The sequence below is a fragment of the Rhodococcus aerolatus genome, assembly GCF_054783215.1.
Genome location: NZ_BAAGQZ010000052.1, coordinates 14,706 through 37,001, shown reverse-complemented (window position 1 = coordinate 37,001; position 22,296 = coordinate 14,706). Strand labels below are relative to the sequence as shown.

Below are 22,296 nucleotides of genomic sequence, written 5' to 3'. Positions count from 1 at the left end.
GTCAAGCGTACTGAGGGCGGGGGGTCAGCCCAGCAGGGCGGGCACCCGGACCAGGGCGAGGTAGGCCAGCACGACGACCCCGAGGCCGCGCCGCAGCGGGTTGACCCCGCGCACCAGCTCGTCGACGCCCCACCACGCCAGCGCGAGCGCCGCCACCACCCGCAGCGCGGTGCCGGGCGCCGTCCACAGCCCGGTGTCGACGACCAGCCAGCGCAGCACCGTGGCCGCGACCACGACGAGGATGGCGGCGTTGGGCCGCTGGCCGATGACGACGTGCCCGGTGGTGCGGTCGCGCACCAGCCAGCCCACCGCCCGCCGCAGCCGGTCGCGCCCCCCGCTCACAGCCGGTGCACCGCGGTGACCTCGAGCACGACCTCGTCCGCCTCGTCGGAGGCGTCGAGGTCGACCGTGGCGTCGACGACCCAGTCGTGGTCCCCGGCCGGGTCGTCGAGCACCTGGCGCACCTCCCACCGCCGGCCGTGCTCGGTCACCCGGAACAACCCCGGCCCCCGCGCGTCCGGCCCGGCGCCGACCTCGTCGTGCTCGTCGAGGTAGCCCGTCAGGGCGTCCTCCCAGCCGACGTCGGGGTCGAGCTCGTCCAGCGCGGCCCACGCGCGGCGGGCGGCCAGCGTCACCCGGCGGAACAGCGCGTTGCGCACCAGCACCCGGAACGCGCGCGGGTTGGCGGTGACGGCGCGGGCGGGGGCGTCGAGCGCGGCCTGCGCGCCCGCGGCCGGACCGTCGGGGTGGGTGAGCTGCTCCCACTCGTCGAGCAGGCTGGAGTCGACCCCGCGCACCGTCTCGCCCAGCCACTCCGTGAGGTCGACGAGCTCGTCGGTGCGGAAGGCCTCGGGCACGGTGCGGCGCAGCGCCCGGTAGGCGTCGGTGAGGTAGCGCAGCACCAGGCCCTCGGAGCGGGCCAGCTGGTAGGTCGAGACCAGCTCGGCGAACGTCATCGACCGCTCGACCATGTCCCGGACCACGGACTTGGGGGAGAGCGGGTGCTCGGCCAGCCACGGGTGCCCGGCCTGGTAGGTCTCGAACATCGGCAGCAGCAGCTCGGCCAGCGGCATCGGCCACGTGACCTCCTCGAGCAGCTCCATGCGCTCGTCGTACTCGAGGCCCTCGGCCTTCATCGCCGCCACCGCCTCGCCCCGGGCGGCGTGGCGCTGGGCCAGCAGCACCTGGCGGGGGTCGTCCAGGGTGGACTCGACGACGGAGACCACGTCGAGGGCGAAGGTGGGGGCCTCGACGTCGAGCAGGTCGAGCGCGGCGAGGGCGAAGGTCGACAGCGGCTGGTCGAGCGCGAAGTCCCGCGGCAGGTCGACCGTCAGGGCGACGGTGCGGCCCTGCGCGTCGGGGTGGGGGAGCACCTCGACGATGCCGGTGTCGCGCAGGCCCCGGTACAGCGCGATGGCGCGGCGCACGTGGCGGCGCTGCGCGGCGGGGGGCTCGTGGTTGTCGGTGAGCAGGTGGCGCATGTTCTCGAACGCGTCGCCGGGGCGGCTGATCACGGCCAGCAGCATGGAGTTCGTCACCCGGAAGCGGGACACCAGCGCCTCGGGCTCGGCGGTGACGAGGTTGTCGAAGGTCTGCTGCGACCACGACACGAAGCCCTCGGGCGCCTTGGTGCGCTGCACCTTCTTCAGCTTCTTGGGGTCGTCCCCGGCCTTGGCCACCCGGCGGGCGTGCTCCACGTCGTGCTCCGGGGCCTGGACCACCACGGTGCCGAGGGTGTCGTGCCCGGCCCGGCCGGCGCGGCCCGCGATCTGGTGGAACTCACGGGCCTTGAGGCGGCGCTGCCGGGTGCCGTCGTACTTGGTCAGCCCGGTGAGCACCACGGTGCGGATGGGCACGTTGATGCCCACGCCGAGGGTGTCGGTGCCGCACACGACCTTGAGCAGCCCGGCCTGGGTGAGGCGCTCCACGAGGCGGCGGTACTTCGGCAGCATCCCGGCGTGGTGCACCCCGATGCCCTGGCGCACCAGCCGGGACAGGGTCCGGCCGAACCCGGTGGCGAACCGGAACTCCCCGATGAGCTCAGCGATCGCGGCCTTCTCCGCCTTGCTCGTCATGGGCACGCTGGTCAGCGCCTGGGCCCGCTCCAGGGCCGCGGCCTGGGTGAAGTGCACGACGTAGACCGGGGCCCCGCCGGTGGTGAGCAGCTCCTCCACCGTCTCCTGCAGCGGGGTGAGCACGTAGGAGAAGAACAGCGGGACCGGGCGCACCGTCCCGGTGACCTGGGCGCACGGCCGGCCGGTGCGCCGCTCGAGGTCACGGGCGAAGACGTCGGTGTCGCCCAGGGTGGCGGACATCAGGACGTGCTGGGCCTGGGGCAGCTCGATGAGCGGCACCTGCCAGGCCCAGCCGCGGTCCGGCTCGGAGTAGTAGTGGAACTCGTCCATCACCACCTGGCCGAGGTCGGCGCCCGCCCCCTCGCGCAGGGCGAGGTTGGCCACGATCTCCGCGGTGGCGCACACGACGGGCGCGTCCGCGTTGACCGAGGCGTCGCCGGTGACCATCCCGACGTTCTCGGTGCCGAACACCGCGCACAGGTCGAAGAACTTCTCGCTGACCAGCGCCTTGATGGGCGCGGTGTACCAGCTGCGCTCGCCCCGGGCCAGGGCGGCGGCGTGCGCGGCCACCGCGACCAGCGACTTCCCCGAGCCGGTGGGGGTGGAGAGGATGACGTGCGAGCCGGCGAGGACCTCGAGGATCGCCTCCTCCTGCGCCGGGTACAGCGTCAGGCCGCGCTCGCCCACCCAGGCGGTGAGCACGTCCCACACCGCGTCGGGGTCCGGCCGGCCGTCGGGGGCGGCGGCGCGCAGCCGGTCGGTCAGGGTCGGGGCGCTGGTGGTCGTCGCGCCGGCGCCGGCCGGGGTCGCGGTGGGGGGTGCGGTCATGGTGGGACCGATGGTGCCCGCTGCGACCGCCGCGGGACCAGCCGGGCGCGCGTCGCGGGGCGCCGGTAGGTTGCGCCCATGGTGGTCCCGCTGCGCCCCGCGCCCGTCCGCACGCCGTCCCCGCGCCCGGTCGGGCACCCGTGAGCGGCCCCGAGGTCAGCCCGCTGGACGCCGGTCCCCGCAAGGTGGCGCGGCAGACCACCGTCGCCGCCCCGGTCGGGGAGGTGTTCGCGCTGGTCGCCGACCCCCACCGCCACCACGAGATCGACGGCTCCGGCACGGTCCGCGACACGGTCTCCGGCCCGGAGCGGCTCTCCTCGGGAGCCACCTTCTCGGTCGGCATGAAGCAGTACGGGGTGCCGTACAAGATCACCAGCCGGGTCACCGCCTTCGAGGACGACCGGCTGGTAGAGTGGCAGCACCCGATGGGCCACAAGTGGCGCTGGGAGTTCGCCGGCACCGACGCGGGCCACACGCAGGTCACCGAGACGTTCGACTACTCCACGGCGAAGGCGCCGAAGATGCTCGAGCTGCTCGGCCAGCCGGCGAAGAACGCCGGCGGCATCGAGGAGACGCTGCGCGGGCTGGCCCGTCGCTTCGGCGGCTGACCGCACCAGTCGCTCAGGTGGCGCCCCGCTCGTCGGTGGCCATCAGCTCCCGCACGCGCGCCCGCAGCGCCGGGGGACCGGTCAGCGCGTCCTCCGGGCCCCCCGTGGCCAGCAGCGCCCGCCACGCCGCCTGGTCGTAGGGGCCGGGCCGGGTCTCGGCGAGGAAGCGGCGCACCACGTCGACGAAGCGCTCCGGGTCGTCGCGGAACGGGAAGTGCCCGGCGCCCTCGAAGACCTCCAGCCGGGAGCCGGGCATGGCCGCGTGGGCGAGGCGGGCGTGGGCGGCCGGGATGAGCAGGTCCTTCTCGCCCCACACCAGCTGGACGGGCATCCCCTGGGTCAGGTAGCTGCGGTCCAGCATCGTGACCACCTGGCCCCGCCAGTCGACCACCCCGCGCAGGGTGCGCAGGAACGCGGCCCGCGCCGTGGGGTCCGGCAGGCCGTCGAGCACCCGCATGAGGTTCGGGGTGTCGTGGGCGGCGTCCACGCCGACCCGGTCGAGCAGCGACCCCGCCAGGCGCAGCCCGCCGCGGACCCCGGGCAGGCGCAGCAGGGCCAGCGCCTCGGCGGCGACGGGCAGCGAGGCCAGCCGCAGCAGGGCGTGGACCTCGCTGGTGACACCCCCGGTGGAGACGAGCACCAGGCGCTCGACCATGGCCGGGAACTGGTAGGCGAACTGCATGGCCACGCCGCCGCCGAGGGAGTGGCCGACGACGGTGGCGGAGTCGACCCCGAGGACGCCGAGCAGGTCGCGCAGGCCGTTGGCGTAGCCGGGCACGGAGTAGTCGGCGCGGGGCTTGTCGGAGCGGCCGTGCCCCAGCAGGTCCGGCGCGACGACGGTGTGGGTGCGGGCCAGCTCGGCCATGACCGGCCGCCACGCGCGCGAGTTGTCCCCGATGCCGTGCACCAGCACCAGCGGGGGCCCGGACCCCGCGACGCGGAACGCGCGCCGGTAGCCGTGGATGGAGCGGTACTCCAGCCGGGTGGTGTCCTCGGGCACCGACCGCAGCGTGCCCGTGCGCCGCGCCACTGGTCGTCCCACGACCGTCAACCTAGGCGGCGCCGGTGCTGCGACGTGTCCCCGGTGTTGCGTCCCGGTGACGGTCCGTCCCGGCGCCGCGCTCAGCCCAGGGCGACGAGCTCGGTGACGTCCTCGACGGGCAGGTCGCCGTCCACGGTGGCCCGCACCTCCTGGGTGACGAGGTTGACCACGCCGCGGTAGGTGGAGAGGAACGCGGTGTCGGCGGCGTCGCGCCCGGTGGAGATGCGCAGCAGGCTGGCGCGCGGCGCGAGCAGGGTGGCGTCGACGACCTGCCAGTGCCCGTCCACGTGGGCCTCGGCCACCGCGTGGAAGTCCATGGGGTCCAGGCCCGGGGCGTAGACGGCGACCAGGCGGGCGGGCACGTCCCGGGCGCGCAGCAGCGCGACGACCAGGTGGGCGTAGTCCCGGCACACGCCCTGGCGGGCCAGCATGGTGTCGACGGCGCCGTCGGTGGGTCCGCTGCTGCCGGGGACGTAGATGAGCCGGCCGCCGACCCACGACGACACGCCCGCGAGCAGGTCGGCGGGGGTGCCCAGGTGTCCGAACTCGGCGTAGGCCATCGCCCCGAGCCGGTCGGACTCGGCGTAGCGGCTGGGGCGCAGGTAGGTCTCGGGGTCCAGCGGCTCGGTCCCGATGGGCTCCGCCGTGCCCGTCACCCGGCCGGTGTAGGTGATCGTCAGCCGGCCCGGCTCCGCGTCGAGCAGGTGGACCCGGCCGCGATGGACGTCGGGGACCTCGCGCGCCTCCTGCGGGGCACCGTCGAGCTCGACGACGAGGGTCTCGTCGATCGTCAGACCGGGCTGGCGCGCCGGCGCCACCTGGAGCACCAGGTGGGCGGGCTCGATGACGTCGAGCTCGATCCGGGAGTACACGGCGCGCTGCATGGCGGTCATCCTCCGGGTCACCGCCGCCGCGGGACGAATCGACCGGTCCGCGGCGGCGGCGCTGCGACCAACGTCACAGCACCCCGCCACGGGACCTCTACAGCTGCGGCGCCGGTCCGTCGGGGCCGTCCGGCTCGTCGCCGGACTGCTGGGCCAGGAACCGCTCGAGCTCCGCGCCGAGCTCGTCGCCGCTGGGCAGGCCGCCCTCGGCCGCGAGCAGCGAGGCGCGCTCCTGGCTGCCCACGTAGGCGTCGTACTGCCGCTCGAGCGCGCCGACCACGCCGGCGACCTCCTCGGACCCGCTGACCTGGGCGTCCACCTGCTCGCGGACCCGCGCCGCGGCCGGGTCGAGCGCCGCGGTGGGCAGGTCCAGCCCGGCCGCCTCGCCGAGGTGCTCCAGCAGCGACTGCGCCGCGGCCGGGTAGTCGGTCTGCGACAGGTAGTGCGGCACGTGCACCGCGAAGCCCATGGCCTCGTGGCCGCGCTCGCCGAGCCGCAGCTCGAGCAGCGAGGCGGCGCTGGCCGGCACCTGGATGGTGCCCGCCCACGGCTGGTGGTCGCGGACCAGCGAGGTGGGGGAGCCGTGGGCGGTGACCCCGACCGGCCGTGTGTGGGGCACGGCCATGGGGATCGCGTTGAGCCCGATGGTGCGCCGCACCCCGAAGTGCTCGGCGAGGGTCTGCACGGCGGTGACGAAGCGCTCCCAGTGCAGGTCGGGCTCCATCCCCGCCAGCAGCAGGAACGGGGTGCCCGCGGAGTCGCGCACGGCCCACAGCTTGAGGCTGGGCTCGTCGTAGGAGGCGAAGTGGTCGGCCTCGAAGGTCATGGTGGGCCGGCGCGAGCGGTAGTCGAGCAGCGCGTCGAGGTCGAAGGACCCCACCAGCTCGTGCTCCAGGCTGTCCCGCAGGTGCGCCGTCGCCAGGCGGATGGCGTGCCCGGCGTCGGCGAAGCCCTCCATGCCGTGGACCAGCACTGGGCCGCGGCCGTCCTCCCCGGTGACCTCCGGGCCGGGGAACGCGGGCTCGAACATCGAGGGGAGCCCCAGGTCGGGGGTCCGCTCACCGGCCGCCGCGTCCCGGGCGGGGTCGGGGGTCTCGTGCTGGCTGGGCTCGTCCACTGCGGCCACCTCTCCTCGTCGTCTCCTGCCCTCAACGTCGCGGGCCCCGGGTTCGTTACCCGGCGGGGCGCCCGGGGGCGAGGGCGCGGACGGCGTCGTCGACGATGTCGGCGACCGGGCGGGTGACGTCGGCGGTGAGCCCGCCCTCGTCGTCGCCCAGCGGCTCGAGGTCGGCGTACTGCGAGTCGAGCAGGGCGGTGGGCATGAAGTGGCCGCGGCGGCCCCCCATGCGCTCCGCCACGACCTCCTCCGGCCCCGCGAGGTGCAGGAACACCACCTCCGGCCCGGCGCCGCGCAGCGTGTCGCGGTAGCGGCGCTTGAGCGCCGAGCAGGTGATGACGGCGGCGCGGCCCGCGTCGACCTGCTCGGCGAGCCAGTCCGCGATCGCGGCCAGCCAGGGGGCGCGGTCGTCGTCGTCGAGGGGGTGCCCGGCCCGCATCTTCTCGATGTTGGCCTCCGGGTGGAACTCGTCCGCCTCCGCGGCGACCACGCCGAGGCGCTCCGCCAGGGCCTCGGCCACCGTGGTCTTGCCGGACCCGGAGACGCCCATGACCACGACGGCCGGGGCACCCCCGGTGCTGCTGCGCTGCTCTGCGGCCACAGGTGCTCCTCGCTCGGGTCCTCGACGGGGCGGCCAGTCCACCACAGCGGGGCGGGGCACGGGCCGGGGACGGGCCTAGGGTGGCGGCTCGTGAGCACGGTGCCGGACGCGCGGGGGGCCGCGGCCGCCCCGGTGCCGCGGCGCGCCTGGCTGGTGTGGGGCGTCGGGGTGGCCGCCTACGTCACGGCGGTCCTGCAGCGCACCTCGTTCGGGGTGTCGGGGCTGGAGGCGTCCGCCCGCTTCGGCGCGAGCCCCGGGACGCTCTCGGGGTTCGTGGTGCTGCAGCTCGTGGTCTACGCCGGCCTTCAGGTGCCCGTGGGCCTGCTGCTCGACCGGTTCGGCTCGCGGCGGCTCGTGGTGCTCGGCGGTCTCGTCATGGCCACCGGTCAGCTGACCCTGGCCGTGACCACCGTGCTGCCGCTGGCGGTCGCGGCCCGGGTGCTCGTCGGCGCGGGGGACGCGCTCACCTTCATCGCGGTGCTGCGCCTGGTCGCCGCCTGGTTCCCGCCGCGGCGGGCCCCGCTGGTGACCCAGCTGACCGGCATCCTGGGCCAGCTCGGGCAGGTGCTGTCCGCCGTGCCGCTGGTCGCCCTGCTCGTGGGGCCCGGGTGGACGGTGGCCTACGGCTCGGCGGCGGCGCTGGGGGTGCTCGTGGTCGTCCTGGTCGCCGCCGTGGTGCGCGACGCCCCGCCCGGACCGGTGCCCGAGGTCACCCCCGTGACGCCGCGGCAGGTGCCGGGCCTCGTGCGCGCCGCGTGGGGCCACGCCGGCACCCGGCTGGGGTTCTTCACCCACATGGGCACCCAGTTCTCCGGGATGGTGTTCGCGCTGCTGTGGGGGGTGCCCTACCTCGTCTCCGGCCAGGGGCTCTCCCCGCCCGCGGCCAGTGCCGTGCTCACGCTGCTGGTGCTCGGCGGCGTCGTCGCCGGCCCGGTGCTCGGCGAGCTCACCTCCCGGCACCCGCTGCGGCGCTCCTGGCTGGTGCTCACCATCATCGGCGCGACCGCGACGGCGTGGACGGTGGTGCTGGCGCTGCCCGGCCGGGCGCCGCTGTGGCTGCTGGTGGTGCTCGTGCTGGTGCTGGCGGTCAACGGGCCCGGCTCCGTCATCGGCTTCGACTACGCCCGCACCTTCGCCCCCGGCCGCTCGCTGGGCACCGCGCAGGGCATGGTCAACGTGGGCGGCTTCCTGGCCTCGCTGGTGGTGATCCAGCTCGTCGGGCTCGTCCTCGGCGCGTCCGGCGGGTACACCCCGGGGGCGTTCCGGCTGGCCTGGCTGGTGCAGTACCCGGTGTGGGTCCTGGCGACCGTGGGGGTGCTGCTGACCCGCCGGCAGGTGCGTCGCGTCCTGGCCGCGGACGGGGTGGTGGTCCCCCCGCTGCGGGAGGTGTGGCGTCGCGGGCGCTAGGGCCGGGACGGCTCAGCCGTCGGCGGCGTCCGCGCCCGCCGCGTCGCGCCCGGCCGCCTCGTCGGACTCCTGGCCCGGTTTGCCGTCGCGCAGCGAGGACAACGCCCGCATCTTGTTGTTGGCGTCGAGCGCGGCGACCTTGTAGGCCTCGGAGAGGGTCGGGTAGTTGAAGACCGTGTCGAGCAGGTAGTCGATGGTGCCGCCGCAGCCCATGACGGCCTGGCCGATGTGGACCAGGTCTGTGGCGGACGTGCCGAAGACGTGCACCCCGAGCAGGGAGCGGTCCTCGGTGGAGACCAGCAGCTTGAGCATCCCGTAGGAGTCGCCGGCGATCTGGCCGCGGGCGAGCTCCCGGTAGCGCGACACCCCGACCTCGTAGGGCACGGAGTCCTCGGTCAGCTCGATCTCGGTGCGGCCCACGTAGGAGAGCTCGGGGATGGAGTAGATGCCGATGGGCTGCAGGGCGAGCAGCTCGTGCTTGGGCTCGCCGAAGGCGTGGTAGGCGGCCAGGCGGCCCTGGTCCATCGACGTCGCCGCCAGCGCCGGGAAGCCGATCACGTCGCCCACCGCGTAGATGTGCTCGACCTCGGTGCGGTAGTGCTCGTCGACGGTGATCCGGCCCCGGTCGTCGGCCTCGAGCCCGGCGTTGCCCAGCTCCAGCGACGACGTCGAGCCCTGCCGCCCCGCGGAGTACATGACCATGTCGGCGGGGACGGCCTTGCCCGACTTGAGGTTGGTGATGGTGCCGCGGTCGGTGACCTTGACGTCGACGACCTCCTCGCCGAAGCGGAAGGTCACCCCGTTGTCGCGCAGGTGGAACCGCAGCGACTCGACGGTCTCGGCGTCGCAGAACCCCAGCATCCCGTCGCGCTTCTCCACCACCGTCACCCGCGTGCCGAGGGCGGCGAACATGGAGGCGTACTCGATGCCGGTGACGCCGGCGCCCACGACGGTGAGCGAGGCCGGGATGGCCTCGAGGTCGAGGATGCCGTCGGAGTCGAGGATGCGGGGCTCGTCGAAGTCGATGCTGGCCGGGTGGGCGGGGTGGGTGCCGACGGCGATGACGATCTTGTCGGCGGTGACGGTCTGGTGCTCGCCGCGCTGCGCGCCCGTCACGGCCACGGTGTGCTCGTCGACGAAGCTGCCGGTGCCGGTGAGGACGTCGACGTGGTTGCGCAGCAGCTGGGCGCGGATGGTCTGGATCTCGCGGCCGATGACGTGCTGGGTGCGGGCAAGCAGGTCCTGCGCGGTGATGTCGGCCTTCACCCGGTACCCGGCGCCGTACTGCTCGCGCTGGTTGATCCCGGTCAGGTAGACCACCGCCTCGCGCAGCGTCTTCGACGGGATGGTGCCGGTGTTGGTGCACACCCCGCCGAGCATGTCGATCTTCTCCACCACGGCCACCCGCTTGCCCAGCTTGGTGGCGGCGACCGCGGCCTTCTGCCCCCCGGGGCCGGACCCGATGACGACCAGGTCGTACTGCGACGTCGTGTCAGTCATCGCTCGATGATCAGGGCTGGCCCCCGGCCGCGTCCACCGGTTCGTGTCACGAGGGGGTGAACTCGGCCCCCGCCGCGGCCCGGCCAGGCGTGGCGCGGGCGCCGCGGGGCGTGGGAGGCTCGGCGCGCCGGAGCCGGGGGCGCCACCCGCGGCGCGACGTGAGGAGAGCGCAGTGCCGCAGCAGGTCCGTGGAGTCATCGCCCGCAGCAAGGGCGCGCCCGTCGAGACCGTCGACGTGGTCGTGCCCGACCCCGGGCCCGGCGAGGTGGTCGTCGACGTCGCCACCTGCGGGGTGTGCCACACCGACCTCACCTACCGCGACGGCGGCATCAACGACGAGTTCCCGTTCCTGCTCGGCCACGAGGCCGCGGGCACGGTGGAGTCCGTCGGGGAGGGCGTCACCCACGTCGAGGTGGGCGACTTCGTCGTCCTGAACTGGCGCGCGGTGTGCGGCGACTGCCGGGCCTGCCGCCGCGGCGAGCCCTGGTACTGCTTCGACACCCACAACGCGGCGCAGAAGATGACGCTGACCGACGGCACCGAGCTCACCCCGGCGCTCGGGATCGGGGCGTTCGCGGACAAGACGCTGGTCCACGAGGGCCAGTGCACCAAGGTCGACCCGTCCGCCGACCCGGCCGTCGTGGGCCTGCTGGGCTGCGGCGTCATGGCCGGCATCGGGGCCGCGATGAACACCGGCGGGGTGCGGCGCGGCCAGTCCGTCGCCGTCATCGGCTGCGGCGGGGTCGGCGACGCCGCGGTCGCCGGGGCCCGCATCGCCGGCGCCACCACGATCATCGCCGTGGACCGCGACCCGCAGAAGCTGGAGTGGGCGAAGGAGTTCGGCGCCACCCACACCGTCAACAGCGCCGAGGTCGACCTGGTCGAGGCCGTGCAGGAGCTCACCGGGGGCTTCGGGGCCGACGTCGTCGTCGACGCCGTCGGCCGGCCCGAGACGTGGAAGGCCGCGTTCTACGCCCGCGACCTCGCCGGCACCGTGGTCCTGGTCGGGGTGCCCACCCCGGACATGACCGTCGAGATGCCGATGATCGACTTCTTCGGCCGCGGCGGGTCGGTGAAGTCGTCCTGGTACGGCGACTGCCTGCCCGAGCGGGACTTCCCGCTGCTGGTCGACCTGTGGCAGCAGGGCCGGCTCCCGCTGGAGAAGTTCGTGACCGAGCGGATCGCGCTCGACGCGGTGGAGGACGCCTTCCACACCATGCACACCGGCGGCGTGCTGCGCTCCGTGGTGGTGCTCTGATGGCCGGGCTGCGCGTCGACCGCGTCGTCACCTCGGGGACGTTCTCCCTCGACGGGGGCACGTGGGAGGTCGACAACAACGTCTGGCTGCTCGGCGACGACGACGAGGTCGTGGTCGTCGACGCCGCGCACACCGCCGACCCGATCGTGGAGGCCGTGGGTGGGCGCCGCGTGGTCGCGGTCATCTGCACCCACGGCCACGACGACCACGTCACCGTCGCCCCCGAGCTGGGTCGCCGGCTCGACGCCCCGGTGCTGCTGAACCCGGCCGACGACGTGCTCTGGGAGATGACCCACCCCGGGGTGGCCCACCAGGAGCTGACCGACGGGCAGCGGGTCACCGTGGCGGGCACCGAGATCCAGGCCCTCGCGACCCCGGGGCACTCCCCGGGCAGCACCTGCCTGTACCTGCCCGAGGCCGGCGAGCTGCTGACCGGGGACACCCTGTTCGCCGGCGGGCCGGGCGCGACGGGCCGGTCCTACTCCGACTTCCCGACCATCATCGGCTCGATCCGCGACCGGCTGTTCGCGCTGCCCGCGGAGACCCGGGTGCGGACGGGGCACGGCGACGGCACCACCATCGGCGACGAGGCTCCGCACCTGGAGGAGTGGATCGCGAGGGGGAGCTGATGGCCCGCCGCCGCGTCCCGGCGCGCCTGCTGGTGGCGGGCGTGCTCGGCGTGCTGGCCGCGGGCTGCGGTGGCGGCGGTGCCCCGGCCCCCGCGCCCAGCAGCGCCGCGGCCCCGACGAGCACGGCCGCGGCGGCCACCACGACCACCGCCGTCACCCCCACCCCGGGGCCCGACGGCACGTTCGCCGACCTGGTGCTGACCGCGGGGGACTTCCCGGTGCCGCTGGTGGCCCAGCCGGTGACGGCCGACGAGCTGCGCTCCTCGCTGTCCGCCGGGGGTGCCGCGGTCGTCGACCCGCCCGGGTGCGCCGGGGCCTCACCCACCTCGCCGGGAGCGCTGGCCGACCTGGGCTACGCCTCCGCCACCGCGGCCTCGACCGGCCTGGTGGTGCGCGAGGTGGTGAGCACCGGGACCCGGAGCCTCGCCGAGCTGGACGACGTGGTGCGCCGGTGCGCCTCGTCCACCGCCACCCTGGGGCAGGCGCAGACGACCACGGTGATCACCGCGGTCGACGCGCCCCCGGTCGCGGCGGACGGCGTGCGGGCGTTCCGGCTCGACCTCACCGCCCGTGCGGCGGGGGCGCAGCAGTCCCGGACCGTCCGTGCCCTCGTGGCGCAGCTCGGCCCGGTGCAGGTGGTCGTCACCGGGGACACCGGCGCGACGGGGGCCGAGGTCGACACGGGCCTGGTCGACGAGGTGTTCCGCCGGGCGGTCGCGAAGGTGCGCGGGAGCGCCTGAGACCCGACCGCCCCCTACCACGGGCGCCCGACACGGCCCCGGCCCCCGGCCGCTGCGAGGGCCCGGTGACCCGCGCGGGGCGCGGTCGTCCACACCGGCCGGACGGGGCCCCCACCCGCGGACCACGGCCGCGATGGTGGGCACATGACGACGACACCGCGACGACCCCGCGACCCCCGCCACCTCAGCAACTTCTGCGACCCCCGCGAGACCCCGCCCCGGGCGGTCCGCGACGAGCCCGTCGGCGACCCGGGCCCCCCGGTGCGGCTGGGCGGGGTCGCGGACCTGGTGGCGGCGGTGCCCTCGCTGCTCGGGTTCGTCCCCACCCGCTCGCTGGTGCTGGTGAGCCTGTGCGGGCCCCCCGGGCGCCGGATCGGCCTCAGCGCACGCCTGGACCTGCCCGGTCCCGGGGAGTCGGCCGCCGATCTCGCGCCGGTGGCCGCGCAGCTGGCGGTCGCGGTCGGGCCCGACTGCGCTGCGGCCGTGCTCGCCGTCGTCGACGACCGCGGGCCCGCGGCACACCACGACGCGGTGGTCGACGAGGTGGTCGAGGCGCTCGCCGCCCGCGGGGTGCCGGTGACCGACGTCGTCGAGGTCGACCGCCTCGACACGGGCGGGCGGTGGTGGCACCGCGGTCCCCGCGGGTCGCGCCGCGGGGGAGGGGTGCTGCCCGACCCGCGCAGCAGCCCGGTGGCGGCGGCGCACGTGCTGGCCGGCCGCGTGCTGCACACCGACCGCGAGGGGCTGACGGCGGTCGTGCGGCCCGCGCCCGGCGCGGAGGACCCGGCGCACCGCGCGGCGGTGGCCGCTGCGGTCGGGCGGGCCCGGCGGGACCGGGCCGGGGGCGCGACGAGCCCCCGCGGGATGGTCGAGGTCGTCCTCGCCGCGGTGGCGCGGTGCGAGGACGGGACCCTGCCCGAGGCCAACGAGCTGGCCGGTCTGGCCGCCGCGCTCGACGACACCCGGGTGCGCGACGCGTGCGCGGGCCTGGCCGTCACCGAGCACGCCGGCGCCGCCGAGCAGCTGTGGGCGCACGCGGCCCGCGGCCTGCCCCGGCCCTGGCGCGCCGAGCCGGCCACGCTGCTGGCGCTGAGCTGCTACGTGCGGGGCGAGGGTCCGTCCGCGGGCATCGCGCTGGACGCGGCGCTGGAGTCCGACCCGACCCACCGGCTGGCCACGATGCTGCGCTGCGGGCTCGACGCGGCGATGCCACCGAGCGCGGCTCGGGACGTCGCCGAGGGGGGACGCGTCGTCGCGGCCGCGCTGGGGGTGCCCGTCTGACCGCGGCGCGGGGTCGGGTGCGCGGTCAGGCCGGGGCGCGGACCTGGCTGGTGGCCCAGGCGTCGGCGACGATGCCGTCGAGGTCGGTGCGCTCCGGGCGCCAGCCCAGCTCGGCCTGCGCCCGGGCGCTGGACGCGACGAGCACCGCCGGGTCGCCCGCCCGGCGCGGCGCGGTCACCGCGGGCACGGGGTGGCCGGTGACGCGGCGGCACGCCTCGATCACCTCGAGCACCGAGAACCCGGACCCGCTGCCGAGGTTGAGCACCGCGTGCCGGCCGGGGGTGGCGGCCTGCAGGGCCAGCAGGTGGGCCTGCGCCAGGTCGCGCACGTGGATGTAGTCGCGCACGCAGGTGCCGTCCGGGGTGGGCCAGTCGTCGCCGAACACCGTGACGTGCTCCCGGGTGCCCGCCGCCACCTGCAGCACCAGCGGGATGAGGTGGGTCTCGACGGTGTGCCGCTCGCCGAGCCCGGCGTGGGCCCCGGCCACGTTGAAGTAGCGCAGGCTCGTCGCGGCGAGCCCGTGGGCTGCGGCGTAGGAGGAGATCGCGTGGTCGATGGCCAGCTTGCTCGCCCCGTAGGGGTTGGTGGGCCGGGTGGGCTCGTCCTCGGTGATGGGCACCGTGGTCGGCTCGCCGTAGGTCGCGGCGGTGGAGGAGAACACCAGCCGCGGCACCCCCGCCCGTCGGATGGCCTCCAGCAGGGCCAGGGACGTGACGACGTTGCCCGACCAGTACTTCTCCGGGGACACCACCGACTCGCCGACCAGCGAGCGGGCTGCGAAGTGCAGGACCCCGTCGAACGGCCCCGCCCCGTCCTCGGCGGCCTCCTGCAGCAGGGGGCCCGCGGCGGTGGCGACGTCGCCCACGACGAGGTGCGCCCCGGCGGGCACGGCGTCGCGGTGGCCGGTGGAGAGGTCGTCCAGGACGGTCACGTCGTGGCCCTGCTCGAGCAGCACCGCCGAGCAGACGCTGCCGACGTACCCCGCCCCGCCCGTGACGAGCAGCCTCACGCGCCGATCCGCTCGACCTGCACGGCGTGGGCCATGTCGTCGGGGAGGTCCTCGCTGCCGTGCCCGGAGGTGGTGACCCGCACCGTGGCGCCGCTGCGCTGCACGGTCACCCGGGCGTCGGGCACCACCCCGGCCGAGCGCAACCGGCCCATGAGGTCGACGTCGGTCTGCACGTGCTCGGAGATGCGGCGCACCACCACCGCGGTGGGGTCGGCGGAGCGGAACTCCGAGAGCCGCTCCAGGACCGTGACCGAGCCGGGACCGCCGGTGGCCCCGAGCTCGTCGAGGCCCGGGATCGGGTTGCCGTACGGCGACGTCGTGGGGTGCCCGAGCACCTCGACCAGGCGGCGCTCCACGGCCTCGCTCATGACGTGCTCCCAGCGGCACGCCTCGGCGTGGACGTCCTCCCAGCGCAGGCCGATGACGTCGACGAGCAGGCACTCGGCCAGCCGGTGCTTGCGCATCACGGCCACGGCCAGCGAGCGGCCGCGGTCGGTCAGCTCGAGGTGGCGGTCGCCGGCGACCAGCAGCAGGCCGTCGCGCTCCATCCGCGCCACGGTCTGGCTCACGGTCGGCCCGCTCTGCTCGAGGCGCTCGGCGATGCGGGCCCGCAGCGGGACCACGCCCTCCTCCTCGAGCTCGAACACGGTGCGCAGGTACATCTCGGTGGTGTCGACCAGGTCGTTCACGCTCACACCCCTTCGTCCCGATCATCCTAGCCGCGCCCGGACCCCCGCCCCGGCGTCACCACGACCGCGGGACCACCCGCACGTACGGTGCGGTCATGGCCGAGACCCGCGACCTCCCCCGCGACGCTGCGGGGACGCCCGCCGTCGTGTGGACCGAGGACTACCTGCACTACCGCCTCGGGCCCGAGCACCCGATGGACCCGCTGCGCCTGGACCTCACCATGGCCCTGGCCACCGAGCTGGGGGTGCTCGAGGGCGTCGAGCTGCTCACCCCGGAGGCCGCCGACGACGAGCTGCTGCTGCGGATCCACACCCCCGGCTACCTGGCCGCGGTCAAGGGCGCACCCGGTCAGCTGCAGGCGGTGGGCCACGGCCTGGGCACCGAGGACAACCCGGTGTTCGAGCGGATGCACGAGGCCAGCGCCCTCATGGCCGGCGGCTCGGTGGCCGCGGCCCGCGAGATCGCCGAGGGCCGCACGAGGCGCGCCGTCACCATCGGCGGCGGCCTGCACCACGCCATGGCGGACTCCGCGGCCGGGTTCTGCGTCTACAACGACGCGGCGATCGCCATCTCCTGGCTGCTCGACCACGGGGTCGACCGCGTCGCCTACGTCGACGTCGACGTCCACCACGGCGACGGGGTGCAGGCCGCGTTCTACGACGACCCCCGCGTGCTCACCGTGTCGCTGCACCAGCACCCGGCCACGCTGTGGCCGGGCACCGGCTGGGCCCGGGAGTGCGGGGCCGCGGGCGCGGAGGGCACCGCGGTGAACCTGCCGCTCATGCCCGGCACCGCCGACGCCGCCTGGCTGCGGGCGTTCCACGCCGTGGTGCCCAGCGTGGTGCGGGCCCACCGGCCGCAGGTGGTGGTCAGCCAGTGCGGGGTCGACACCCACCGGCTCGACCCGCTGGCGGACCTCCGGCTCACCGTCGACGGCCACCGCGCCGCCTTCCAGGCGGTGCGCGCGCTCGCCGACGAGGTCGCCGACGGCCGCTGGCTGGCCCTCGGCGGCGGGGGCTACGGCCTGGTCGGCGTGGTGCCCCGCTCGTGGACCCACCTCATCGCCGCCGTCCTCGACCGCGACGTCGACCCGGCCACGGCCGTGCCCCCGCAGTGGTCGCAGCGCGCCGCCAGCCTGGTCGGCGCGGCGGGCGTGCCCACCACCATGGGCGACGGGGCGGACCCGACCTGGGTGCCGTGGGACGGCTCCGGCGGCGTCGGCTGGGGCGAGGAGATCGGCGGCCTCGGCTCCGAGCGCGCCCACCGCGACCGGCTGGCCTCCGTCGACGCCTCGATCCTGGCCACCCGCCGGGCCGTGCTGCCGCTGCACGGCCTCGACCCCGACGACCCCAGGGACTGACCCCCGTGAGCCCCGACGACACCCCGAGCCCCGGCAGCGCCCCGAGCCCCGGCAGCGCCGCGCCCGTCCGCGACCCCTTCGACTACCCGCGCCACTGGGAGGCCGACGTGCTGGCCTCCGACGGCGGCACGGTGCACCTGCGGCCGATCACGCCGGACGACGCCGAGGCCCTCGTCGCGTTCCACGGCAAGCTCTCCGAGCGCACCCGCTACCTGCGCTACTTCGGGCCGTACCCGACCATGCCCGCCCGCGACGTCACCCGGTTCAGCACCGTCGACCACCACGACCGGGTCGCGGTGCTGGCCCTGCTCGGCGACGAGATCATCGCCGTCGGCCGCTACGACCGGCTCGTCGAGGTCGGGGACGGCACCTCGGCGGAGGTGGCGTTCGTCGTCGCCGACCACCACCAGGGCCGCGGCCTGGGCTCGGTGCTGCTGGAGCACCTCGCCGCGGCCGCGGTGGAGACCGGGGTGGCGCGGTTCGTGGCCGAGGTGCTCGCCGAGAACCCCGGCATGGTGCGGGTGTTCCGCGACGCCGGCTACCAGGTCAGCCGCAGCTACGAGGGCGGCGTGGTGCACCTGGAGTTCGACGTCGACCCCACCGACCCCGACTTCGCCGACGCGCTGACCGAGGTGCGCGCCTCCCGCGAGCTCGCCTCGGAGGCGCGCAGCGTCGGCAACGTGCTGGCCCCGCGCTCGGTCGCGGTCATCGGCGCCTCCCGCGACCCGTCCAAGGTCGGGCACGCCGTGCTGCGCAACCTGCTCGCCGGCGGCTTCACCGGCCCGGTGTTCCCCGTCAACGCCGAGCACCGCTCGGTGGCCGGCGTCCGGGCCTACGAGTCGGTGCGCGCCATCCCCGACCCGGTGGACCTCGCCATCGTCGCCGTGCCCGCCTCCGGCATGGACTCGGTGCTCGACGACTGCCTGGCCAAGGGGGTCAAGGCGCTCGTCGTGGTGACCAGCGGCTTCGGCGAGTCCGGGGAGGGCGGCCGCGACGCCGAGCGGCGGCTGGCCCGCGACGCCCGGGCCCACGGCATGCGGGTCGTCGGCCCCAGCGCGCTCGGGGTGGCCAACACCGACCCCGCCGTCGGCCTCAACGCCACCCTGGCCCCGACGCTGCCCCCGCCGGGCCGGGTCGGCTTCTTCTGCCAGTCCGGGGCGCTGGGCACCGCGATCCTGGCCGCGGCCGCCGACCGGGGGCTGGGCCTGTCGAGCTTCGTCTCCGCCGGCAACCGCGTCGACGTCTCCGGCAACGACCTGATGCAGTACTGGGACGCCGACCCGGCGACCGACGTGGTGCTGCTGTACCTGGAGAGCTTCGGCAACCCCCGCAAGTTCTCGCGCATCGCGCGCCGCCTGGGCCGCAGCAAGCCCGTGGTGTGCGTCAAGAGCGGGCGCTCCGCGGTCCCGCCGGGGCTGGCGGCGACGGGGGTGGAGGTGGACGACGCCTCGGTCGACGCCCTGTTCGAGCAGGCCGGGGTGATCCGGGTGGAGACCATCGCCCAGCTCTTCGACGTCGCCCTGCTGCTCGCCTACCAGCCGCTCCCCGCCGGCCCGCGGCTGGCCGTGGTGGGCAACTCCACCGCGCTGGGTGGCCTGGCCGCTGAGGCGGCCCGAGCCAACCGGCTCGAGGTCGTCGGCGACCCGGTGGACGTCGGGGCCGGCGCGGCGCCCGAGGAGTTCGCGGCGGCGGTCTCGCAGGCGCTCGGCCGCGACGACGTCGACGCCGTCGTGGCCGTGTTCGTGCCCCCGGTGGCCACCCGCGGCACCGCCTACGCCGAGGCGCTGCGCGAGGTCACCGCCGGGTCGGGCAAGCCGGTGCTGACGACGTTCCTCGCCGTGGAGGGCATCCCCGCCTCGCTGGCCGTGCCGGGGCCCGACGGCGCCCCCAGCCGCGGCTCGGTGCCCTCCTACCCGGGGCCCGAGCGGGCCGTGCTGGCCCTCGGCCGGGCGGTGCGCTACGCGGCGTGGCGGGCGCACCCGCCCCAGGAGCTGACCCGTCCCGACGACCTCGACACCGAGCGGGCGCGCGCGCTGGTGGCCGGGTGGATGGCCGGCGCGCCGCAGGGCCGCGAGCTCGACGACGTGGAGACGGCCGCGCTGCTGGCCACCCACGGCGTGCCCGTCGTCGACTTCCGCATCGTCGGCGGCGCCGACGAGGCCGTGGCGGCCGCCGCCGAGCTGGGGCACCCGGTGGTGGTCAAGGCGACCGGTGAGGGCTGGCGGGACCGCACCGACCTCGTCGGGGTGCGGCTCGACCTCGGCAGCGACGAGTCGGTGCGCGAGGCCTACGCCTACGTCGTCGAGGTCTCCGGGCACCCGGAGGTCTACGTGCAGCGCATGGCACCCAAGGGGGTCTCGGTGACCCTGGGGGTGCAGGACGACCCGTCGTTCGGCTCGCTGATCAGCTTCGGGTTCTCCGGCGTCCTCTCCGAGCTGCTGGGGGACAAGGCCTACCGGGTGCTGCCGCTGGCCGGCTCCGACCCCGCCGACCTGGTCGCCGCACCGCGGGCGGCACCGCTGCTGCGCGGCTACCGCGGGGCCGAGGTGGTCGACACCGACGCGCTCGAGGAGCTGGTGCGCCGCGTGGCCTGGCTGGCCGACGACGTGCCCGAGCTGCGGGAGCTGACCTGCGGGCCCGTGCTGGCCGCCCGCGACGGCGCCGCCGTGACCGGGGCGCGGGTGGCCATCGGGCCGCAGCCGACCCGGGACGAGCGCGGTCCGCGCCGGCTGCGCTGAGCCGGGGCCCGCTCAGCCCGGGAAGGCCGCGCGCCCGGCGGCGGCCACCTGGTGGTCCTGCTCCACGGTGCCCGCGCTGACGCCGACGCCGCCGACGAGCGCACCGGCGGCGTCGCGCAGCACCACCCCGCCGCCGAACACCACGAGGCGGCCCTGGGAGGTCGACTCGATGCCGAACAGCGGGGCGCCGGGCACCACCAGCTCCGCGAGGTCGCGGGTGTCGGCCTGGAAGTAGACGGCGGTGAGCGCCTTCTGCCGGGCGATCTCGTTGCCGACGAGCTTGGTCGCGTCCATGGCCGCGAACGCCACGAGGTTGCCGCCGTCGTCGCACACGGCGATGTTCATCGGCTGCCCTACCTCGGCCGCGGCCGCCCGGCACGCGGCCACGACGGTGTCGGCCTGCTCGAGGGTGATCTGCCTGGCCACGGTGCCTCCCTGGGGTGCCCCGGCGGCGACGGTGCCCCCGGGGCCGTGACGGTAGGCCCGGCACGCGGCCCGTGGGGGACGGTCGCGACGCGGGCCCGCCGGGGGAGGGCGGCGCGGGCCGCTCGCCCCGGCGCGGCGATACTGGCCGCGTGGTGGCCGGGGGAGTGCTCGTCGCCGTGGCCGTCCTCACCGGCGCGGTGCTGCAGTCGGCCACCGGCTTCGGCTTCGCGCTCGTCGCGGGCCCCGCGCTGCTGGCCGCCGTCGCGCCCGCCCAGGCGCTGACCACCCTGGTGCTGCTGGGCCTCGGGCTGAGCCTGCTGCTGCTGGGCACCGAGCGCCGCACCCCGCAGGTCGCGCGGGGCACGGTGGCCGTGCTGCTGCTGGCGGCCGTGCCCGGCGAGGTGCTCGGCTCGGTGCTGCTGCGGGTCACCCCCACCGCGACGCTGCAGGTGGTGGTGGGCGTGCTCGTGCTGCTCGCGGTGGCGCTGCAGGTGCGGGCCCCGGGGGCCGGGCCCGGCCCCGCCCGCGGCCCCGGCCACCTCGGCAGCGCGGCCGTGGGGACGGTGACCGGCGCGGTGAGCACCGCCACCGGCGTCAGCGGTCCGCCGCTGGTGCTGTGGCTGCAGCGCCGCGGGCTGGGCCCGGCCGCGCTGCGGGACTCCCTCGCCGCCACCTTCGTCGGGCTCTCCGTCACCACGCTCGTCGTCTACACCGCCGCCGGCCAGCTGCAGCTGCCCCCGGGCGGCGCCCCCGCCGTGCTCGGCCTGCTGCTGCTGGTCGCCGCGGGCCAGCGGCTGGGCCGGGTGCTGTTCACCCGGCTCTCCCCGGGCGGGTTCCGCGTGGTGGCCCTGCTCGTCGTCACCGCCGCGGCGCTGGCCAGCATCCGGTCCGGCCTCGTCGCGGCCTGACGCGCACCGGCAGGGCCCCGGGGCCGACGCGACCGAGGCCGGACCCTGGTGGGGGTCCGGCCTCGGTGGGGGTGGCTGCGCGGGGCGGGGGGAAGCCCGGCGCCACCCGGTCATGGTGGTCTCGACGCGAGCCGGTCAGCCCGCGTGCTCGCGGTGCTGGATCAGCTCGCGTACTCGCGGAGCCGGTCGGCCCGCTCGCCCTGGCGCAGCTTGCCCATCACCTCGCGCTCGATCTGGCGCACCCGCTCGCGGGACAGGCCGAACAGCTTGCCGATCTGGTCCAGGGTGCGGGGCTGGCCGTCGTCGAGGCCGTAGCGCAGCCGGATGACCTGCTGCTCGCGCTCGTCCAGGGTGGCCAGGACGCTGCGGACGTCGCTGTGCAGCAGCCCGGAGATCACCGCGGACTCGGCGTCGGTGGCGTCGGAGTCCTCGATGAAGTCCCCCAGCGGGGCCTCCTCGTCGTTGCCCACGGGCATGTCCAGGCTCACCGGGTCCCGGCTGTGGTCCAGCAGGTCGGCGATCTTCGCCTCGGCGATGCCCGACTCCAGCGACAGCTCCTCGTCGGTGGCCTCGCGGCCCAGCTGCTGGTGCAGCTCGCGCTTGATCCGGGCCAGCTTGTTCACCTGCTCGACGAGGTGGACGGGCAGCCGGATGGTGCGCGACTGGTCGGCCATGCCGCGGGTGATGGCCTGGCGGATCCACCACGTGGCGTAGGTGGAGAACTTGAAGCCCTTGGCGTAGTCGAACTTCTCCATGGCCCGGATGAGGCCGAGGTTGCCCTCCTGGATCAGGTCCAGCAGCGGCATGCCCCGGCCGGTGTAGCGCTTGGCCAGCGACACCACCAGCCGCAGGTTGGCCTCGAGCAGGTGCTGGCGGGCCAGGAAGCCCTGCCGGACGACGACGGCGAGGTCACGCTTGCGGGCCGGGGAGAGGCGACCGCCCGCCAGCGTGGTGCCGCGGTCCAGGACGTGCTGGGCGTAGAGGCCGGCCTCGACCCGCTTGGCCAGCTCGACCTCGTCGGCCGCCGTGAGCAGCGCGGTCTTGCCGATGCCGTTCAGGTACACGCGGACCAGGTCGGCGGCCGGGCTCTGGGCGTCCAGGTCGGCTGCGCTGGGGCGCGGGGTCGTCCGCTCGTCCAGGGTGGGGGTGCTCATCGTCAGTGCCTCCCGATCGGTGGTGTCTCACCGCGTACAAC

At 75.9% G+C, this 22,296-nt stretch carries 20 protein-coding genes; 9 read left to right on the top strand and 11 right to left on the bottom strand.

Going from position 1 to position 22,296, the window contains the following annotated elements:
* Positions 1-24 precede the first annotated feature (24 nt).
* Both ACYVOF_RS19100 and ACYVOF_RS19095 read right to left on the bottom strand, forming a co-directional pair.
* On the bottom strand, positions 25-342 hold the full coding sequence (locus ACYVOF_RS19100; RefSeq protein ID WP_460869322.1) for a hypothetical protein: 318 nt from the start codon (positions 340-342) through the stop codon (positions 25-27).
* Positions 339-2,903: a DEAD/DEAH box helicase gene (locus ACYVOF_RS19095; protein WP_460869320.1), complete on the bottom strand. Its 2,565-nt coding sequence runs from the start codon at positions 2,901-2,903 to the stop codon at positions 339-341. Before ACYVOF_RS19095 ends, ACYVOF_RS19100 begins: the two co-directional genes overlap by 4 nt.
* Positions 2,904-3,043: 140 nt before the next feature.
* Between ACYVOF_RS19095 and ACYVOF_RS19090 the strand changes: the two genes are divergently transcribed.
* The gene (locus tag ACYVOF_RS19090; protein ID WP_460869318.1) at positions 3,044-3,511 is read left to right on the top strand and encodes an SRPBCC family protein; all 468 of its coding nucleotides are present in this window, start codon (positions 3,044-3,046) and stop codon (positions 3,509-3,511) included.
* A gap of 13 nt (positions 3,512-3,524) precedes the next feature.
* Here the strand turns inward: ACYVOF_RS19090 and ACYVOF_RS19085 are convergent, their stop codons facing one another.
* The 4 genes from ACYVOF_RS19085 to ACYVOF_RS19070 all read right to left on the bottom strand — a co-directional run bounded on the left by ACYVOF_RS19085 (position 3,525) and on the right by ACYVOF_RS19070 (position 7,155).
* Complete coding sequence (locus ACYVOF_RS19085; protein WP_460869438.1) at positions 3,525-4,541, bottom strand: alpha/beta fold hydrolase; 1,017 nt, start codon at positions 4,539-4,541, stop codon at positions 3,525-3,527.
* A 92-nt stretch (positions 4,542-4,633) separates the two neighbouring features.
* Positions 4,634-5,437, bottom strand: a complete 804-nt coding sequence (locus tag ACYVOF_RS19080) for a transglutaminase-like domain-containing protein (RefSeq protein WP_460869316.1) — start codon at positions 5,435-5,437, stop codon at positions 4,634-4,636.
* Between the two features lie 97 nt (positions 5,438-5,534).
* The gene (locus ACYVOF_RS19075; protein WP_460869436.1) at positions 5,535-6,467 is read right to left on the bottom strand and encodes a PAC2 family protein; all 933 of its coding nucleotides are present in this window, start codon (positions 6,465-6,467) and stop codon (positions 5,535-5,537) included.
* A 142-nt stretch (positions 6,468-6,609) separates the two neighbouring features.
* Positions 6,610-7,155 (bottom strand): gluconokinase, encoded by a 546-nt coding sequence (locus ACYVOF_RS19070; RefSeq protein ID WP_460869314.1) that lies wholly within the window; start codon positions 7,153-7,155, stop codon positions 6,610-6,612.
* 90 nt (positions 7,156-7,245) lie between these two features.
* Between ACYVOF_RS19070 and ACYVOF_RS19065 the strand changes: the two genes are divergently transcribed.
* A complete protein-coding gene (locus ACYVOF_RS19065; RefSeq protein WP_460869312.1) occupies positions 7,246-8,562 on the top strand; it encodes an MFS transporter in 1,317 nt (438 codons plus the stop codon).
* Between the two features lie 12 nt (positions 8,563-8,574).
* Here ACYVOF_RS19065 and sthA read toward each other — a convergent pair whose 3' ends face one another.
* Complete coding sequence (sthA, locus tag ACYVOF_RS19060) at positions 8,575-10,062, bottom strand: Si-specific NAD(P)(+) transhydrogenase (protein ID WP_460869310.1); 1,488 nt, start codon at positions 10,060-10,062, stop codon at positions 8,575-8,577.
* A gap of 172 nt (positions 10,063-10,234) precedes the next feature.
* On the opposite strand from sthA, the gene ACYVOF_RS19055 reads away from it, so the two are divergent.
* The 4 genes from ACYVOF_RS19055 to ACYVOF_RS19040 all read left to right on the top strand — a co-directional run bounded on the left by ACYVOF_RS19055 (position 10,235) and on the right by ACYVOF_RS19040 (position 13,970).
* Positions 10,235-11,320, top strand: a complete 1,086-nt coding sequence (locus tag ACYVOF_RS19055; protein WP_460869308.1) for an S-(hydroxymethyl)mycothiol dehydrogenase — start codon at positions 10,235-10,237, stop codon at positions 11,318-11,320.
* On the top strand, positions 11,320-11,949 hold the full coding sequence (locus tag ACYVOF_RS19050; RefSeq protein WP_460869306.1) for an MBL fold metallo-hydrolase: 630 nt from the start codon (positions 11,320-11,322) through the stop codon (positions 11,947-11,949). The genes ACYVOF_RS19055 and ACYVOF_RS19050 overlap by 1 nt, the downstream gene beginning before the upstream one ends.
* A complete protein-coding gene (locus tag ACYVOF_RS19045; protein ID WP_460869304.1) occupies positions 11,949-12,689 on the top strand; it encodes a hypothetical protein in 741 nt (246 codons plus the stop codon). Before ACYVOF_RS19050 ends, ACYVOF_RS19045 begins: the two co-directional genes overlap by 1 nt.
* Positions 12,690-12,833: 144 nt before the next feature.
* Positions 12,834-13,970, top strand: coding sequence for a DUF4192 domain-containing protein (locus ACYVOF_RS19040; protein WP_460869302.1), 1,137 nt, complete (start codon positions 12,834-12,836; stop codon positions 13,968-13,970).
* Positions 13,971-13,995: 25 nt separating this feature from the next.
* On the opposite strand, the gene galE is transcribed toward ACYVOF_RS19040, so the two are convergent.
* Together galE and ACYVOF_RS19030 are read right to left on the bottom strand one after the other, a co-directional pair.
* Entirely contained in the window at positions 13,996-14,979 is a 984-nt protein-coding gene (galE, locus tag ACYVOF_RS19035; protein ID WP_460869300.1) for a UDP-glucose 4-epimerase GalE, read from the bottom strand.
* Entirely contained in the window at positions 14,976-15,668 is a 693-nt protein-coding gene (locus tag ACYVOF_RS19030; protein ID WP_460869434.1) for a metal-dependent transcriptional regulator, read from the bottom strand. Before ACYVOF_RS19030 ends, galE begins: the two co-directional genes overlap by 4 nt.
* 95 nt (positions 15,669-15,763) lie before the next feature.
* On the opposite strand from ACYVOF_RS19030, the gene ACYVOF_RS19025 reads away from it, so the two are divergent.
* A complete protein-coding gene (locus tag ACYVOF_RS19025; protein ID WP_460869298.1) occupies positions 15,764-17,029 on the top strand; it encodes an acetoin utilization protein AcuC in 1,266 nt (421 codons plus the stop codon).
* Positions 17,026-19,767, top strand: coding sequence for a bifunctional acetate--CoA ligase family protein/GNAT family N-acetyltransferase (locus ACYVOF_RS19020; protein ID WP_460869432.1), 2,742 nt, complete (start codon positions 17,026-17,028; stop codon positions 19,765-19,767). The genes ACYVOF_RS19025 and ACYVOF_RS19020 overlap by 4 nt, the downstream gene beginning before the upstream one ends.
* A gap of 12 nt (positions 19,768-19,779) precedes the next feature.
* Here the strand turns inward: ACYVOF_RS19020 and ACYVOF_RS19015 are convergent, their stop codons facing one another.
* Positions 19,780-20,193, bottom strand: coding sequence for a GlcG/HbpS family heme-binding protein (locus ACYVOF_RS19015; protein ID WP_460869296.1), 414 nt, complete (start codon positions 20,191-20,193; stop codon positions 19,780-19,782).
* A gap of 149 nt (positions 20,194-20,342) precedes the next feature.
* On the opposite strand from ACYVOF_RS19015, the gene ACYVOF_RS19010 reads away from it, so the two are divergent.
* Entirely contained in the window at positions 20,343-21,101 is a 759-nt protein-coding gene (locus ACYVOF_RS19010; RefSeq protein ID WP_460869294.1) for a TSUP family transporter, read from the top strand.
* A 161-nt stretch (positions 21,102-21,262) separates the two neighbouring features.
* On the opposite strand, the gene ACYVOF_RS19005 is transcribed toward ACYVOF_RS19010, so the two are convergent.
* Positions 21,263-22,255 (bottom strand): sigma-70 family RNA polymerase sigma factor, encoded by a 993-nt coding sequence (locus tag ACYVOF_RS19005; protein WP_460869292.1) that lies wholly within the window; start codon positions 22,253-22,255, stop codon positions 21,263-21,265.
* Between the last annotated feature and the right edge of the window lie 41 nt (positions 22,256-22,296).